At 67.6% G+C, this 15,408-nt stretch carries 15 protein-coding genes; 11 read left to right on the top strand and 4 right to left on the bottom strand.

Translation table 11 applies throughout. The features are described from left to right. The gene (gene dnaE, locus E3T22_RS09050; protein WP_134480862.1) at positions 1–3,468 is read left to right on the top strand and encodes a DNA polymerase III subunit alpha; all 3,468 of its coding nucleotides are present in this window, start codon (positions 1–3) and stop codon (positions 3,466–3,468) included. Positions 3,469–3,508: 40 nt separating this feature from the next. On the opposite strand, the gene E3T22_RS09055 is transcribed toward dnaE, so the two are convergent. Further along, positions 3,509–4,822 (bottom strand): HNH endonuclease signature motif containing protein, encoded by a 1,314-nt coding sequence (locus E3T22_RS09055; RefSeq protein WP_134480803.1) that lies wholly within the window; start codon positions 4,820–4,822, stop codon positions 3,509–3,511. Between E3T22_RS09055 and E3T22_RS09060 the strand changes: the two genes are divergently transcribed. Continuing rightward, complete coding sequence (locus E3T22_RS09060) at positions 4,793–5,020, top strand: hypothetical protein (protein WP_134480802.1); 228 nt, start codon at positions 4,793–4,795, stop codon at positions 5,018–5,020. The two genes, E3T22_RS09055 and E3T22_RS09060, sit on opposite strands and share 30 nt — an antisense overlap. A 54-nt stretch (positions 5,021–5,074) precedes the next feature. Here E3T22_RS09060 and E3T22_RS09065 read toward each other — a convergent pair whose 3' ends face one another. Next, the gene (locus E3T22_RS09065) at positions 5,075–5,560 is read right to left on the bottom strand and encodes a hypothetical protein (protein WP_088456071.1); all 486 of its coding nucleotides are present in this window, start codon (positions 5,558–5,560) and stop codon (positions 5,075–5,077) included. 178 nt (positions 5,561–5,738) lie between these two features. Here E3T22_RS09065 and E3T22_RS09070 point away from each other — a divergent pair, with 178 nt between their 5' ends. After that, the gene (locus E3T22_RS09070) at positions 5,739–6,524 is read left to right on the top strand and encodes a 1-acyl-sn-glycerol-3-phosphate acyltransferase (protein WP_088456072.1); all 786 of its coding nucleotides are present in this window, start codon (positions 5,739–5,741) and stop codon (positions 6,522–6,524) included. Positions 6,525–6,585: 61 nt separating this feature from the next. Here E3T22_RS09070 and E3T22_RS09075 read toward each other — a convergent pair whose 3' ends face one another. Beyond that, a complete protein-coding gene (locus tag E3T22_RS09075; RefSeq protein ID WP_088456073.1) occupies positions 6,586–7,152 on the bottom strand; it encodes a flavin reductase family protein in 567 nt (188 codons plus the stop codon). A gap of 70 nt (positions 7,153–7,222) precedes the next feature. On the opposite strand from E3T22_RS09075, the gene hisD reads away from it, so the two are divergent. Genes hisD through E3T22_RS09090 form a run of 3 tightly spaced genes read left to right on the top strand, consistent with a single transcriptional unit; the run spans position 7,223 to position 10,096 of the window. Further along, complete coding sequence (gene hisD, locus E3T22_RS09080; protein WP_134480801.1) at positions 7,223–8,542, top strand: histidinol dehydrogenase; 1,320 nt, start codon at positions 7,223–7,225, stop codon at positions 8,540–8,542. A 13-nt stretch (positions 8,543–8,555) separates the two neighbouring features. Next, entirely contained in the window at positions 8,556–9,038 is a 483-nt protein-coding gene (nrdR, locus tag E3T22_RS09085; RefSeq protein ID WP_088456075.1) for a transcriptional regulator NrdR, read from the top strand. A gap of 2 nt (positions 9,039–9,040) precedes the next feature. Next, positions 9,041–10,096, top strand: a complete 1,056-nt coding sequence (locus E3T22_RS09090) for a quinone-dependent dihydroorotate dehydrogenase (protein WP_134480800.1) — start codon at positions 9,041–9,043, stop codon at positions 10,094–10,096. Positions 10,097–10,132: 36 nt separating this feature from the next. On the opposite strand, the gene E3T22_RS09095 is transcribed toward E3T22_RS09090, so the two are convergent. Further along, positions 10,133–11,182, bottom strand: coding sequence for an App1 family protein (locus E3T22_RS09095; protein WP_088457979.1), 1,050 nt, complete (start codon positions 11,180–11,182; stop codon positions 10,133–10,135). A 218-nt stretch (positions 11,183–11,400) separates the two neighbouring features. Here E3T22_RS09095 and E3T22_RS09100 point away from each other — a divergent pair, with 218 nt between their 5' ends. The 5 genes from E3T22_RS09100 (at position 11,401) to E3T22_RS09120 (ending at position 15,391) form a co-directional block, all read left to right on the top strand. Next, on the top strand, positions 11,401–12,057 hold the full coding sequence (locus E3T22_RS09100; RefSeq protein WP_088456077.1) for a TetR/AcrR family transcriptional regulator: 657 nt from the start codon (positions 11,401–11,403) through the stop codon (positions 12,055–12,057). 160 nt (positions 12,058–12,217) lie between these two features. Next, complete coding sequence (locus tag E3T22_RS09105) at positions 12,218–13,042, top strand: ABC transporter ATP-binding protein (protein WP_088456078.1); 825 nt, start codon at positions 12,218–12,220, stop codon at positions 13,040–13,042. Next, positions 13,039–13,716 carry an ABC transporter permease gene (locus E3T22_RS09110; protein WP_088456079.1) on the top strand — a complete coding sequence of 226 codons (678 nt, stop codon included), beginning with the start codon at positions 13,039–13,041 and terminating at the stop codon, positions 13,714–13,716. Before E3T22_RS09105 ends, E3T22_RS09110 begins: the two co-directional genes overlap by 4 nt. Next, entirely contained in the window at positions 13,713–14,426 is a 714-nt protein-coding gene (locus tag E3T22_RS09115; RefSeq protein WP_134480799.1) for an ABC transporter permease, read from the top strand. Before E3T22_RS09110 ends, E3T22_RS09115 begins: the two co-directional genes overlap by 4 nt. Positions 14,427–14,467: 41 nt before the next feature. Beyond that, positions 14,468–15,391, top strand: coding sequence for an ABC transporter substrate-binding protein (locus E3T22_RS09120; protein ID WP_088456081.1), 924 nt, complete (start codon positions 14,468–14,470; stop codon positions 15,389–15,391). Positions 15,392–15,408: the final 17 nt, after the last annotated feature.

A 15,408-nucleotide genomic window follows, 5' to 3' on the forward strand; every position in this document is an offset into this window, starting at 1 on the left:
ATGCTCGACGGCGCCGCGCGGGTCAAACCGTTGATCGCCGCGGCCGCTGAACAGAAGATGCCGGCCATCGCCGTCACCGACCACGGCAACGTGTTCGGCGCGTTCGATTTCTGGAAGACCGCCACGGATGCCGGGATCAAGCCGATCATCGGCACCGAGGCTTACATCACGCCGGGCACCGACCGTCGCGACAAGACCCGGGTGCGCTGGGGCACCAACGCCCAAAACCGCGACGACGTCGGCGGTAGCGGTGCGTACACCCACATGACCCTGCTCTCGGAGAACACCGAGGGAATGCACAACCTGTTCAGGCTCTCGTCCCTCGCGTCGCTGGAGGGCTACTACTTCAAGCCGCGAATGGACCGCGAACTGCTCAGCACCTATTCCAAGGGTCTGATCGGTACGACCGGATGCGTGGGTGGCGAGGTGCAGACCCGCCTCCGGCTCGGCCAGTACGACGAGGCCAGGCAGGCCGCGGGGGAGCTGCGGGACATCTTCGGGAAGGACAACTTCTTCTGCGAGATCATGGACCACGGCATCGACATCGAGCGCCGCACCATGACGGACCTGCTCAAGTTGGCCAAGGAACTCGATCTGCCGCTGGTGGCCACCAACGACCTGCACTACACCCACGCGCACGACGCGACAGCGCACGCGGCGCTGCTCTGCGTGCAGTCGGCATCCACCCTGGACGACCCCAACCGGTTCAAATTCGACTCGAACGAGTTCTACCTCAAGACCGCCGCCGAGATGCGGCACCTGTTCCGGGACAACCCGGAGGCGTGCGACAACACTCTGCTCATCGCCGAGCGGTGCGAGGTCAAGTTCAACACCTCGGCCAACTACATGCCCCGGTTCCCCACCCCTGAGGGCGAGAACGAGGAAAGCTGGTTCATCAAGGAGACCGAACTCGGCCTCATCCGCCGCTACCCGAACGGGATCACCGCGGCCGTGCGCAAGCAGGCCGACTACGAGGTCGGCGTCATCACCCAGATGGGCTTCCCCGGCTACTTCCTGGTCGTAGCCGACTTCATCAACTGGTCCAAGGAGAACGGCATCAGAGTCGGTCCAGGTCGTGGCTCCGGCGCCGGCTCGATGGTCGCGTACGCCATGGGCATCACCGACCTCGACCCGCTGGTGCACGGCCTGATCTTCGAGCGCTTCCTCAACCCCGACCGAGTCTCCATGCCCGACTTCGACGTCGACTTCGACGACCGTCGCCGCGGCGAGGTCATCCACTACGTCACCGAGAAGTACGGCTCCGAGCGCGTCGCGCAGATCGTCACCTACGGCACCATCAAGGCCAAGCAGGCGCTGAAGGACTCCAGTCGGGTGCTCGGCTTCCCGTTCGGCATGGGCGACAAGCTCACCAAGGCCATGCCGCAGCCCATCATGGGCAAGGACATGCCGCTCACCGGCATGTTCGACAAGGACCACCCCCGTTACCGCGAGGCCGGCGACTTCCGCGCCGTCATCGAGACGGATGCCGAGGCGCGCACGGTCTTCGACACCGCGCTCGGTATCGAGAATCTCAAGCGCCAGTGGGGTGTGCACGCCGCCGGCGTGATCATGTCCTCCGACCCGCTCATCGACATCATCCCGATCATGCGCCGCGAGGCCGACGGCCAGATCGTCACGCAGTTCGACTACCCGGCCTGCGAGAGCCTGGGCTTGATCAAGATGGACTTCCTGGGGCTGCGCAACCTCACCATCATCGACGACACCCTCGACAACATCGAAGCGAACCGTGGCCACCGCCCGGTGCTCGAAGACCTCGACCTCGACGACGTGCTCGCCTACGAACTGCTCGCCCGCGGCGACACCCTCGGGGTGTTCCAGCTGGACGGCGGCCCGATGCGCGCGCTCCTGCGCAGCATGAAGCCCGACAACTTCGAAGACATCTCCGCCGTCATCGCGCTCTACCGGCCCGGCCCCATGGGCGCGAACTCGCACACCAACTACGCGCTGCGGAAGACCGGTCAGCAGGAGATCATCCCGATCCACAAAGAGCTCGAGGAGCCCCTCAAAGACATCATCGGCGGCACCTACGGCCTCATCGTCTATCAGGAGCAGGTGATGTCGATCGCGCAGAAGCTGGCCGGCTTCACACTGGGTCAGGCCGACCTGCTGCGACGCGCGATGGGCAAGAAGAAGAAGTCCGAGCTGGACAAGCAGTTCGAGGGCTTCTCCGGCGGAATGATAGCCAACGGCTACTCAATGGAAGCCATTACCACCGTCTGGAACATCCTTCTACCGTTCTCTGACTACGCCTTCAACAAAGCCCACTCCGCGGCCTACGGAGTGCTGTCCTACTGGACCGCATACCTCAAGGCGCACTATCCGGCCGAGTACATGGCCGCCCTGCTGACCAGCGTCGGCGATGCCCGCGACAAGCTCGCGCTGTACCTCAACGAGTGCCGCCGGATGGGCATCCAGGTGCTGCCGCCGGATGTCAACGAGTCGATCGGCTTCTTCGCCGCCGTCGGCACCGACATCCGCTTCGGCCTGGGCGCCGTGCGTAACGTCGGTTTCAACGTGGTGGAAGCCATCCGGGCCGCCCGCACCGAGAAGGGCGACTTCGAGTCGTTCCACGATTTCCTCCGCAAGGTCCCGCTGCAGGTCACCAACAAGCGCACCGTCGAGTCCCTGATCAAGTCCGGCGCCTTCGACTCCCTCGGTGCCACCCGCCGCGCCATGTTCGAGATCCACGAGGGTGCCGTCGACTCTGCCGTCAAGATCAAACGCGACGAGTCGCACGGCATGGTCGGCTTCGACTTCGACAGCCTCTTCGACGACCCTCAGGAGACCGATCAGGTGCCGGACCGGCCGGAGTGGAGCAAGAAGGAAAAGCTCGCACTGGAGCGCGACATGCTCGGCCTCTACGTCTCCGACCACCCACTGGCCGGCCTCGAGATTCCGCTGGCCAAGCACGCCAGCACCACGATCACCGATCTGATCAGTTCCGAGCACACCCAGGATGCCGACACCGTCACCGTGGCCGGCCTCATCACCAATGTGCAGCACCGCATCGCCAAGAAGTCGGGCAACCAGTACGGCATCATCTCGGTCGAGGACTTCGGCGGCGAGATCGACGTCATGTTCATGGGCAAGGCATACCAAGAGTTCTCCCTTGACCTCGTCAGCGACTCCGTCGTGGTGGTGCGCGGCCGGGTGAGTATGCGCGATGACGGAATGAACCTGCACGCGTACAGCATCTTCGCGCCCGAGCTCGGTCAGGCGTCCGATCACGGCACCCTGTCGATCACTCTGTTCGAGGCGCGAGCCACCACCGATACCGTCACCCAGCTCGGCGAGGTGCTCAAGAGACACGGCGGTACCTCAGAGGTGCGCCTGAAGTTGATCAAGGGTGACACCGCCCGCGTCTTCGAGCTGCCGAGCCGGGTCACCGTGACCGCCGACCTCTTCGGCGAACTCAAGAGCCTCCTGGGCCCGTACTGCCTGACTTGACCCTCTGCCCGCTCCAGATGGATTCGGGCGGAGGCCCCGGTCAGAACGGTGGGTTCTCGGGTGCCGGTGGGGTCGGCTTCCGACTCGGCCGCTGCCGGGGCATCAGGTAACTGTCATCGGCGGGCCGCTTCCGGGTCTTCGGCCCCATCACCGGTGGCCGTGGCCGGGGTGGTCCCATCGGGTTGGCAGGGTCGGTGCGGTAGCTGCGTTTGCCGGGTGAGGTCCAGTGCAGGATCCCGCCGGGTTCCTGGGTGACTCGCCACTGGCTGAGGTGTTTGAGTCGGTGGTGGGGTTCGCAGAGGTGGGCGAGGTTGTCGCAGTCGGTGTTGCCGCCGCCGGCCCAGGGGTCGGTGTGGTCGACGTCGCTGGTCACCGCGGGTCGGGAGCAGCCCGGGAACCGGCAGGTTTCGTCGCGCACCCGCAGGTACTTTTTCATGGCCTTGGTGTTCTTGTGCTGGGTTTTGCCGAGCGAGAGCACCACCCCGGTCTCCGGGTGGGTCAGCAGCCGGGTGAAGCTCGGTGCGTGCCCGGCGATCTCCCTTGCGACCTCGGGGGAGATGGGCCCGTAGCCTTCGAGGGTGCCGGGTTCCTCGTCCAAGCCCAGCAGGGTCAGCACGGGCACCGTCACCATGACGGTGCCGCGGATGCCGGCGCCCATCCCGTCGGGCGTGATTCCGTCCAGCAACAGGGCGGCGGTGATGTCGGCGCGGAGTTGGTCGAGGGTGCGGGTCGGGAGCTCTTCCGTGGCGTCTGGGCGGAGGCCGACTGCGGTGCCGCTTCCGCTGCCAGCGGTGTCGGACGCGGTGTTCCCATTCGGTGCGGGGTCGCCGAGGTGCTTGAGCTTCACGGCCATCGTGTTGATCCGGTCGTAGGCGGCCTTGGTGTCGTGGGCGGTGCCGTACCAATGCAACCAGCCCATCCCGTCCGGGGCGGCCTCCCAGCGGCTGTGCCGTTCGGTCAGGGCGTTCGTGCTGCGGGTCACGATCGACTCCGGGTGCAGCCGCTCCCGCAACCGGCGGGCCTTGTCGATGAATCGGCCCACCGGCAGGCGCTTGGCCTCGGGCAGCACCTTCTCTTCGAACGCCGCCTGGTCCTCCATCGGCAGGGTGCGCATCTGATCGACGAGCGCGGTGGCGTGCCGGTAACTGATCTCTCCGGTCGAGATGGCCTCGAAGGTCGCCGGGGCGGCCAGGAGCCAGAGGGACTGGTCCATCAGGTGCTCCACGGTGCGCTCGGACAGGCGCAGCAGGCAGGCGGTCTCACTGACAATCGTGCGGCGGGCCACGTCCCGGTCGTCCCACCGGTTGTAGGCGGCCGCGCGGGCTTGGTCCTCGGTCAGGGTGGCCGCGTTCACGTCGGCCAGCCGGATGCTCTCCGGGTTGCCGTGCAGGCGCGAGGAGACGAGCGGGTCCTCACTCCAGCCCTGCAGGGCGACGAAGAACTCGGCCTGCCGGGCCTGCGCCTGCGCAATGGCGCGGGCCTCGGCCTCGAAACCCCAGCCAACCGGCTAGCCCAGCTGCTCACAGCAGCACAAACCACCGGCGTTGCTTAGACCGCTTGACTTTGCCGCGGGCTTCTGGGGCTCAACTCACAGTTCGCGGGGGCGTCAGCGGAGGATTTCCACCATCAGGACCCAGGCGTCGAGCATGGAGCCGATGACGGTGAGGATCACCCCGGCCGCGACCAGGTAGATGCCGGTGGAGGAGCCGGTGACGATGAGGAGCACCGCGCCCAGCGCGAAGGGAAACAGTTGAAGGGCCGCGAGCGGTAGATAGAGGGCCAGGGAGAACCGCCCACTCGCGCTGTTCCGTGCCCGGTGGCGGAGTGAGATCGTATGCAGGACGACCGCCGGGCCCACGGCGACGAGCACCTCGACGCCCAGGACCGCCCCGGGCTGGCCGGGCACCAGAAGGAGGCCGCCGGTCACCACCACAAGCACGAGGGAGCCGACGGCGGCCGCGGCCCGTGCCGTCAGCCCGGGCAGCGCGAGGATCTCCCGGATGTTCACCGAGATCGCCACCATGACGAGGCCCGCCAGCGCCGCGGCGGCGCCCACCATGGCCACGGCGAAGTCACCCCAGCCTGTCGTCACCGTCTCGTCGCTGTCTCGTCGCTGTCTCGTCCATGGTTGCCTTCGCTCGGATGCCGACACGATAGCGCGACCGCTCCGATCGTCATGAACCCATCGGTGCCTGACACCGGCCACGGCGCGGGACCAATGACCCCCGTGTGACCAGCAGTTTGACAGCCGTTTGTTCTACGCTGGGGGCATGAGAAGGCGCAGCGGGGAACCGATCTACAGCACGGCGATTGCAGCGGGTCGCACAATTTTCGGAGCCTTCAGGCTCAGGCCGTCGGCGTCGGGCCTCACCAACCTTCCGGACGCCGGAGGGGCGGTCCTCGCCATCACCCACTTCGGCTACGCGGACTTCGCCCTCGTGGAGTGGATGACCTGGCGAAAGAACCGCCGGCACATCCGCTTCATGGCCAAGAAGGGTGCGTTCGACAAGCCCGTCGTCGGCTGGCTGTTGCGTGGGATGCGGCACATCAACGTCGACATGACGGCCGGGGCCCAGGCCTACGCCGACGCGGTGCGGGCGCTCAACGCCGGCGAACTCGTCGGGGTGTTTCCCGAAGGGGGAGTGAACGCGTCGTTCACCGTGCGGGACCTGAAGACCGGTGCGGCGCGGATGGCGATGGAGGCCGGGGTGCCCATCGTGCCCATCGCTGTCTGGGGTGGCCACCGGCTGCTCACGAAGAACCACAAGCCATCCGTGCGGGAGGCCTATCGCACCCCGGTCTCCTTCGCGGTCGGCACGCCGGTACGTGTAGACGCCGAGGACGATCCGCAGCAGGTGACCCAGCGACTGCACGGCGTGCTGCAGGAGCTCGTGGACGGCCTGCAGGCGCGTTACCCGGAGCCTGGTGCCGGCCGCTGGTGGCAGCCCGCCCACCTGGGCGGAACCGCGCCCACCCCGGCGGAGGCCGCCGCGACGGAAGCGGAACGACAGCGACGCAAGGCGGCCGCCAGAGCGGCCCAAACCCCGGCCGGGTGAACCGCGCCGTCCGCAGGTTTGCCACCGCGGGGTCGGCACCCACCGGCCCGAACCGGATGAGCTAGAGCGTTTCGCCCAACGCCCGGTACTGGCGTTCGTGGTAGATCAGCGCCTCGTCGTCATCGCCGAGGCCGCCGCCCTCGATCTGCACTACGACCACAGCAGAGTTGTGCACGGTCACGCGCTCCACGATCCGTCCCACCATCCACGACGTCACGTTGTTGAGAACGGGCAGGCCGTACGGTCCCACCCGCCAGTGATCGCCGACGAAGCGCTCGGCGTTGGGTCCGGCCAGCCGCTCGGCCAGGGTGCGGTTGCGCAGTCCGAGCAGGTGGATGACGACGCGCTCGGTCTCGTTGATGGCCGGCCACGAGCTGGCCGACTTCGCCATGTTGAAGGTAGCCAGGGGCGGCACCGCCGACATGGACGCCAGGGATGTCGCGGTGAATCCGACGGGCTTGCCCTGAGCGTCCAGCGCGGTCACGACCGCGACGCCCGCCGCATGACGGCGAAACGCGTTCTTGAACGCGGCCAGGTCGCCAGGCGCGTTCGGGTCGGTGTCGAGGGCCGGGGCGTGGGGGAGACCTGCGGAGGGAAGACCTGCCGGTGCGGTGGTGCGTTCGTTCATAGTGGTGCCAATCGTTTCACCGATCAGCCTATTCCCGTGCGAGCACCGTTCTTGGATAAGCTGGAGTGACATGATCCAGACGATTGACCTTCGAGGAACGCGGCCTGCTCCGGCCGAACTTTTGGCCTCGGTGCCCCGGGCGCTCACCAGCGTCACGGTCGCCAGTGACGTTGCCGCCGAACTGATCGATGATGTGCGCGCACGCGGCGAACAGGCCCTGCTCGACCAGGCCGAGCGCCTCGACAGGGTACGCCCCGAGCACGTTCGCGTTCCGGCTTCCCACGTCGCCGAGGCCCTTGAGGCCCTCGACCCGGATGTCCGCGTCGCGATCGAGGAGACCATCCGCCGGGTACGCCTGGCCAGTGCCGCACAGGTGCCGCCCCTGGTGACCACCACGATCGCCGACGGCGCCGAGATCGTGCAGCGCTGGCGCCCCGTCCAGCGGGTCGGCCTCTACGTTCCCGGCGGCAAGGCCGTCTACCCGTCCAGCGTCGTGATGAACGTGGTGCCCGCGCAGGTGGCCGGGGTCACCTCCATCGCCCTCGCATCCCCGCCGCAGAGCAACTTCGATGGACGAGTGCACCCCACCATCCTCGCCGTCGCCGGTCTTCTCGGCGTCGACGAGATCTACGCCATGGGCGGCGCCGGCGCCGTGGGCGCCTTCGCCTACGGCGTGCCCGGCCTCGGCCTCGACCCCGTGCAGCTCGTCACCGGCCCCGGCAACGTCTACGTCGCCGCCGCCAAGCGGCTCGTTCGCGGCGTCACCGGGATCGACTCCGAAGCCGGACCGACCGACATCCTCGTGATCGCCGATGCCGCGGCCGACCCGGCCTTTGTCGCCGCAGACCTGGTCAGCCAGGCCGAGCACGACGAACTCGCCGCCGCCGTGCTCGTCACGGACTCCGCCGAGCTCGCCGAAGCCGTCGAAGCGCTCCTGAACGACCTGGCCACCACCACCACGCACGCCGAACGGGTCACCGCATCGCTGGGTGGCAGCCAATCGGCCATCGTGCTGGTGGACGACCTCGAGCAAGCCGCCGCGTTCAGCAACGCGTTCGGTCCGGAGCACCTCGAGATCCAGACCGAAGACCCCGACGCCGTCCTCGGCCAGATCGACAACGCCGGCGCCATCTTCCTGGGCCCGTACGCGCCGGTCAGCCTCGGCGACTATGCCGCCGGCTCCAACCACGTGCTGCCCACCGGGGGACAGGCGCGGTTCTCGGCGGCCCTCGGCGCGTACACCTTCCTACGCCCGCAGCAGGTCGTGCGCTACACCAGAGACGGCCTCGCCGGCGTGGTCGACCACATCCTTGCCCTGTCCGCTGCAGAGGCGCTGCCCGCCCACGGTGACGCCGTCAGCGTCCGATTCAGCACGGCCGCGGAACGGTAGGCTCGTAGGCACAATGTATTGCCCGTTCTGTCGCCACCCAGATTCCCGTGTCATCGACTCCCGCACCAGCGACGACGGGCTCTCGATCCGTCGCCGCCGGCAGTGCCCGGAGTGCGGTCGCCGGTTCAGCACCACCGAAACCGCCAGCCTGAACATCATCAAGCGCAGCGGCGTGGTCGAACCGTTCAGCCGGGAGAAGATCGTCTCCGGCGTGCGCAAGGCCTGTCAGGGCCGCCCGGTCACCGACTCTGACCTGGCCATGCTCGCGCAGAAGGTCGAGGAGACCATCCGTCAGACCGGTGCGTCCCAGATCGAGGCCAACGACATCGGCCTGGCCATCCTCGCCCCGCTGCGCGACCTCGACGAAGTGGCCTACCTGCGCTTCGCCAGCGTCTACCAGGCATTCGATTCGTTGGAAGACTTCGAGAGTGCGATCGGCCAGCTGCGCACCGAGCACACCGCCGCGTCGGAATCCGATCCCGAACCCGAACGGTAGACGTGTACCCCACCCTTTTCAAGCTGGTGCTCACCCGGATCGACCCCGAGCGGGCTCACCACTTGGCCTTCGAGGTCATCCGGTGGATGCCGCGCCTCGGTCTCGGCCCGCTTGTGCACAGGTTCACCCGCCCGCGCACCGACATCGGGGTGGACACCCTCGGCTTGCATTTCGACTCGCCGTTCGGTGTTGCGGCGGGGTTCGACAAAGACGGCCACGCCGTCATCGGGCTCGGCCGGCTCGGCTTCGGGCACGTCGAGGTCGGCACGCTCACCGCGGTCGCCCAGCCCGGCAACCCCACACCGCGCCTGTTCCGTCTCGTATCCGACCGCGCTGTCATCAACCGGATGGGCTTCAATAACGGCGGTGCCGAGGCGGCCGTCGCGCGCCTGGGTCAGGTTCGCCGTACCCCCAGCCGTCCGGTCCTGGGCATCAACATCGGCAAAAGCCGAGTCACCGCGGTCGAAGACGCCACGGCCGACTACCTGGTCAGCACCGTTGCACTGGCCCCTCTCGCGGACTACCTGGTGGTCAACGTGAGCTCCCCCAACACCCCGGGCCTGCGTGGCCTGCAAGAACTCGATCAGCTCGCCCCACTGTTGCGGGCGGTGCAGGAACACGCCGGCGATACCCCGCTGCTGGTCAAGATCGCACCCGACCTCACCGATGACGAGGTGACCCGCATCGCCGGTCTCACCGTGGAACTCGGCCTGGCCGGCATCATCGCCACCAACACCACCCTCAGCCGGGAGAATCTGTTGACCGACCCGGCCGTCGTGGCCGAGGCCGGCGCCGGCGGGCTCTCCGGTGCGCCCCTGAACGACCGGTCGCTGTCCGTCCTGCGCCTCATCCGGGCCTCCGTGCCGGCCGAACTGTGCGTCATCTCGGTCGGCGGCGTCGAGACTGCGCAGCAGGTCGTCGAGCGTCTCGACGCCGGCGCCACCCTCGTGCAGGGCTACACCGGCTTTCTCTACCGCGGACCGCTCTGGGCACGCCAGATCAACCGCGGACTCGACACACTCCTCGCGGGTCGTTCCACCGGCCCGATCCTCTCCTGACCGGCAGGCCGGCACCCGCCGGCGCCCGGCCACGAGTCAATCGGTGGGTCCGGGCGCTCCGGGATCAGTGATGAGTCCGAGGCCGGCCAGCTGGGCCGCGAGGCTCGCGCCGTCGGGTCCGTAGACCCAGAGCGGATCCGGCTTGGCCTCCACGGCGTCCTTGGCCCTACGGCCGGCCAGCACGGCCTCGCTCGGCGACAGCCGACGGATGGCGACCGCGGCGACGCACTGCGGGAAATCCTGTTGGAACTCGCTGTAAATCGCCTCGTCGTGCTGACCGTCGTCGCCGATGAGGACCCACTTCATGTCGGGGAACTCGTGCGCCAGCCTGCGCAGGTTGTCGCGTTTGTGCTCCTTGCCACTGCGGAACAGCCTGTCGTGGGTGGGTCCCCAGTCGGTGAGCAGCAGCGCCCCGGCCGGGTAGAGGTTACGGGAGAGGAACCGGCTGAGCGTCGGCGCAACATTCCAGGCACCTGTGGACAGGTAGATCACCGGAGCCCCCGGTGTCGCATCGGCGAGGCGGTCCAGCAGCACAGCCATGCCCGGCGTCGGAACGCGAGCGTGCTCGTCGAGGACGAAGGTGTTCCACGCGGCCAGGAGCGGACGGGGCAGGGTGGTGACCATGACGGTGTCGTCGACGTCGGAGATCACGCCGGTGCGCACATCGGGGGCGACCACGAAGACCGGAGCGTCGACGCTGCCGGAGGCGTGGGTGTGCAGCGAAGCGGTGTGCCAGCCCGGCTCGAGGTTGACCTGCATCACGGTGTCGACGACTCCGCCGCGGTCGGCCTGCACCCGGTGTGCCTTGCCGCCGATGTCGATGGTGACGGTGACGTCGTTGACCGGCACGCTGGTGAAGCTCCGCCAGCCGCGGATGCTCCCGTCACGTCTGTCGGTGCGACGCCGCTTGGGGGTGGTGCCGGTGGACTTCACGGGTTTTGCCAACAGGACGCGGCAGAGAATCCGCACGCGTTCCGTGGTGCCATAGCCGGTGTAAGGGATGACGACCGGCAGGTGTCCGCGCCGACGGGCGAACTTTTCCCGCTTGTCGTGAAGCCAATCCTCGATCCGCGCGGCTCGGTGCATGAGGCGCACGGGGTTGAGGGGAGTGGACGGTGTGGCGGGGGACTTTGACACAGTTCAGTCTCTCATGCGCCGCGGGGCTGCTCGGCACGGTCCCGGGGTGGAGAACCACCACGGCGACCCGCCCGGGGCAGCCGCTCACACTCCGTTTGGGGGGTGTGTTCTGTGTCTGGGTGTCAGTCGGGGGCCCTAAGATTGTGACGTATATTCAAGGAGGACACGTGGCGCTGATCGACATATTCGGGGGAGACTCTGTCGCACAGGGGCGGCAGATCCGCACCGAGCCCATCCAGCAGCGCAGTGCCGCCAGGTTGACCGCACTTCTGGACGCTGCGGCCGAGGTCGTCGACGAGGTCGGTTTCGACCGCATCACGACGGCCATGGTCGCCGAACGTGCGGGAGCCTCGATCGGCACTGTGTACCGCTACTACCCCGATCGGGTCGCGGTCCTCGAGGGACTGCGCGAGCGTGCGGTCCAGCGCTTCCGGCAGCGTGTCGCCGACACCCTCAAGGAAACCCAGCCGGGAACCTGGTGGGAAGCCGTCGACTGCGGGATCTCGGCCTTCGTGGAGCTGTATCGCGCCGAACCCGGATTCCGCATCCTGCACTTCGCCGATCGTGAACGCGCCCAGTCCACCGGGCCGGACCAGCTGGATTCGGGATTCTTCGCCAACCAGATCGCCGGAGTCCTGTCGGAAGAATTCGGCCTGTCCGGTGGCCCCGACCTCATCTTCAGACTCGAAGTCGCCGTCGAAATGGCCGACTCCCTGCTGTCTCGCGCCTTCACCTGGAACACCCAGGGTGATGAGCGCTTCATCGCAGAGTGCCGACGCATCATGCACGACTACCTCGTCGGCTACTACGGTACGGACGCCTAGCCCGACTCGTCGCCGGTGGCGCTGACGACGAACAACGGCAATCCGCTTTGGATTCGGCTCCGAAGAATGATTGGCTGGTCATCCGCACTTGCCTGCTTCCGTCGCCCCGCATCCGCGGGAGCGAGGGACGTCAAGCCCGCACCGAGGATTGAGCCCAGCCATGATCGAGTTCCGTTCCGTCAGCAAGCGCTTCCCCGACGGCACCCTCGCAGTCGAGGATTTCAGTCTGGTCCTGCCCTCCCACAAGACCACAGTGCTCGTCGGGTCCTCCGGATCGGGCAAGACCACTCTGCTGCGGATGATCAACCGCATGGTCGACCCCACCAGCGGCTCGGTCGAGATCGACGGCGAGGACATCGCCACTCTGCCCCCCGTGAAGCTGCGCCGCGGAATCGGCTACGTCATGCAGAACTCGGGACTCCTGCCGCACCGCACCGTCCTCGACAACGTCGCCACGGTGCCGCTGCTTCGCGGCACGCCGAAGCGTCAAGCCAGGGCGGATGCCCTGGCGATGCTGGACACCGTCGGGCTGGACCGCGCGCTGGCCGACCGATACCCGAGCCAACTCTCCGGCGGCCAGCAGCAACGCGTCGGCGTGGCCAGGGGGTTGGCCGTCAACCCGAACATCCTGCTGATGGACGAACCGTTCGGGGCCGTTGACCCCATCGTGCGCGCCGAGCTCCAGCAGGAGTTGGTTCGGCTGCAGAAGGAGCTGGACAAGACCGTCGTCTTCGTCACCCACGACATCGAGGAAGCGTTCCTGCTGGGAGACCAGATCGTGATCCTGCGGGACGGCGGCCGCATCGCCCAGGTGGGCTCGCCCGCCGAGCTGCTCGCCAACCCCGCCGACGACTTCGTCGCCAGTTTCGTGGGCGCCGATCGGGGCCGGCGGGCGCTGCACGTGGAGCGGCACGGGAATGAGGACGTCGTGGTCGACAGCGACGGGCGCCTCGCCGGTGTGCTGAAGCCAGAAAGCGCCCGATGACCTGGGTCCTGGCCAACCTCGGCCTGATCTGGGCGCGCACCCTCGACCACGTGGTGCTGAGCCTGCCGCCGATCGTGATCTGCTTCGTGATCGCCGTTCCGCTGGGCTGGTCCGCCCGGCGCTACCGGGTGAGCCGCGGGATCATCCTCACCGGCGCCGGCCTGCTCTACGCGGTGCCCTCGCTGCCGCTGATCTTCGTGCTGCCGGCCGTGATCGGCACCAGCCTGCTGTCCCCGGTGAACGTGATCATCGCCCTGACGCTCTACGGCATCGCCCTAATGGTGCGGGTCGTCGCCGACGGTCTCGATTCGGTGGATGCCGACGTCCGCCAGTCCGCCTCCGCGATGGGCTATTCCACCTGGTCGCGGTTCTGGCAGGTGGAGCTCCCGCTGTCCGGCCCGGTCCTGCTCGCGGGCATGCGGGTCGTGGCGGTCAGCACCGTCAGCCTGGTCACCGTCGGCGCGGTGATCGGGGTGCAGAGCCTGGGCAGCCTCTTCACCGACGGTTTCCAGCGCGGAATCCAGGCCGAGATCGTCGCCGGTCTCGTCGCCACGGTGGCCCTTGCGCTCCTCTTCGACGGTGCGCTGGTGCTCGCCGGTCGGCTGCTGATGCCCTGGACCCGACGGGTCGCCCCGCCCAAGCCGAGTGTTCCTCTCGAGGTGAGCGCAGCATGAACCTCTTCGCCAGCGCCATCGACTGGATCCTCGACCCGGCCAACTACGTCGGGCTCAACGCAATTCCGCTGCGCATCGGACAGCACCTCGTCTTCTCCCTCGTCACCCTGGTGTTCGCGTCGGCTATCGCGATCCCGATGGGCTACCTCATCGGTCACACCGGCCGAGGCCGCGGCCTCGCGGTGACGACGTCGGGAGGGCTGCGGGCCATTCCCACCCTGGGCCTGCTCACCCTGGTCGCGCTGTGGGTCGGCATCGGCGTCGTGGCCCCGTACGTGGCCCTCACGGTGCTCGCGATCCCGCCCATCCTGGCCGGCGCGTACACAGGGTTCGAGGCGATCGACCGGCGCACCATCGACGCCGCGCGCGCCGTGGGAATGAGCGAACTGCAGATCGTGCGGAAGGTCGAACTGCCCCTGGGCCTGCCCCTGTTGATCGGTGGGCTGCGCTCGGCCACCCTGCAGGTGATCGCGACAGCGACCCTGGCCGCTTATGTGGCCGATCTCGGTCTGGGTCGATATCTGTTCTCGGGGTTGAAAACCAGGGATTATGCCGAGATGCTGGGCGGGTCGATCCTCGTAATCCTGCTGGCCCTGGCGCTGGAGGGAATCTTTGCGCTGATCCAACGGTTTGTTGTACCGCGGGGTGTCTCCGGGCGCCTCGGCACCGCCCCCAAGCTTCGCACCGGCGGCCCCGCAGTCGCACGGTGATACATCTACCGAATCTTCGGTACCTGAGGAAGGACAACAGCATGTTCACAAACACACGAGGCCGGCTCGCGCTTGTCAGCGCGGTCGCGGTTGGGGCTGTCGTAGCCCTTGCAGGGTGCGCGTCCGGGGATCCCCTGGACGAGGGAGAGAGTTCGGCCGGATCCGAGACTCTGGTCGTCGGATCGCAGGACTACTACTCCAACGAGATCATCGCGGAGATCTACGCGCAGGCACTGGAGAACGGCGGTTTCACGGTCGACCGCCAGTTCCGCATCGGCCAGCGTGAGGCCTACCTCCCCGAGATCGAGGCAGGCTCGATCGACGTGTTCCCCGAATACAGCGGCAGCCTGCTTCAGGCCCTGGAGGCCGATGCCCCGACCGGCACCGCCGACGAGGTCTACACGGCCCTGGAAGCGGCCCTGCCGGAAGGCTTGACTGTGCTCGATCGGGCCGAGGCCAGCGACCAGAACTCCTGGACCGTCACCCAGGCGTTCGCGGACACCTACGGCCTCACCGACATCGCCTCGCTGTCCGAGGTCACCGAACCGATCACCGTCGGAGGCAACTCCGAGCTAGAGACCCGCCCGTATGGACCGACCGCCCTCAAGGAGGAGTACGGCATCGAGATCGCCGGCTTCACCCCGGTTGAGGACAGCGGCGGACCTCTGACGGTCAAGGCTCTTGTCGACAACAAGATCCAGCTCGCGAACATCTACACGGCGGATCCCAACATCACCTCGAACAACCTCATCGCCCTTGACGACCCCGACAACCTGTTCCTGCCGGACAACGTCGTGCCCGTCGTCTCCGACAAGGTCGACGACTCGGCGGCGGACATCCTGAACGCCGTCAGCGCTGCACTGGACACCGACACCCTGATGGCCCTGAACGCCCAGAGCGTGAACGACCAGGCCGCCGCAGACACCATCGCGACGGAGTGGCTGACCCAGGAAGGCCTGATCTAGCCGCCTTCGTACACAAG

The organism is Cryobacterium sp. TMB3-10 (genome assembly GCF_004402305.1).
Taxonomy (GTDB): Bacteria; Actinomycetota; Actinomycetes; order Actinomycetales; family Microbacteriaceae; genus Cryobacterium; species Cryobacterium zongtaii.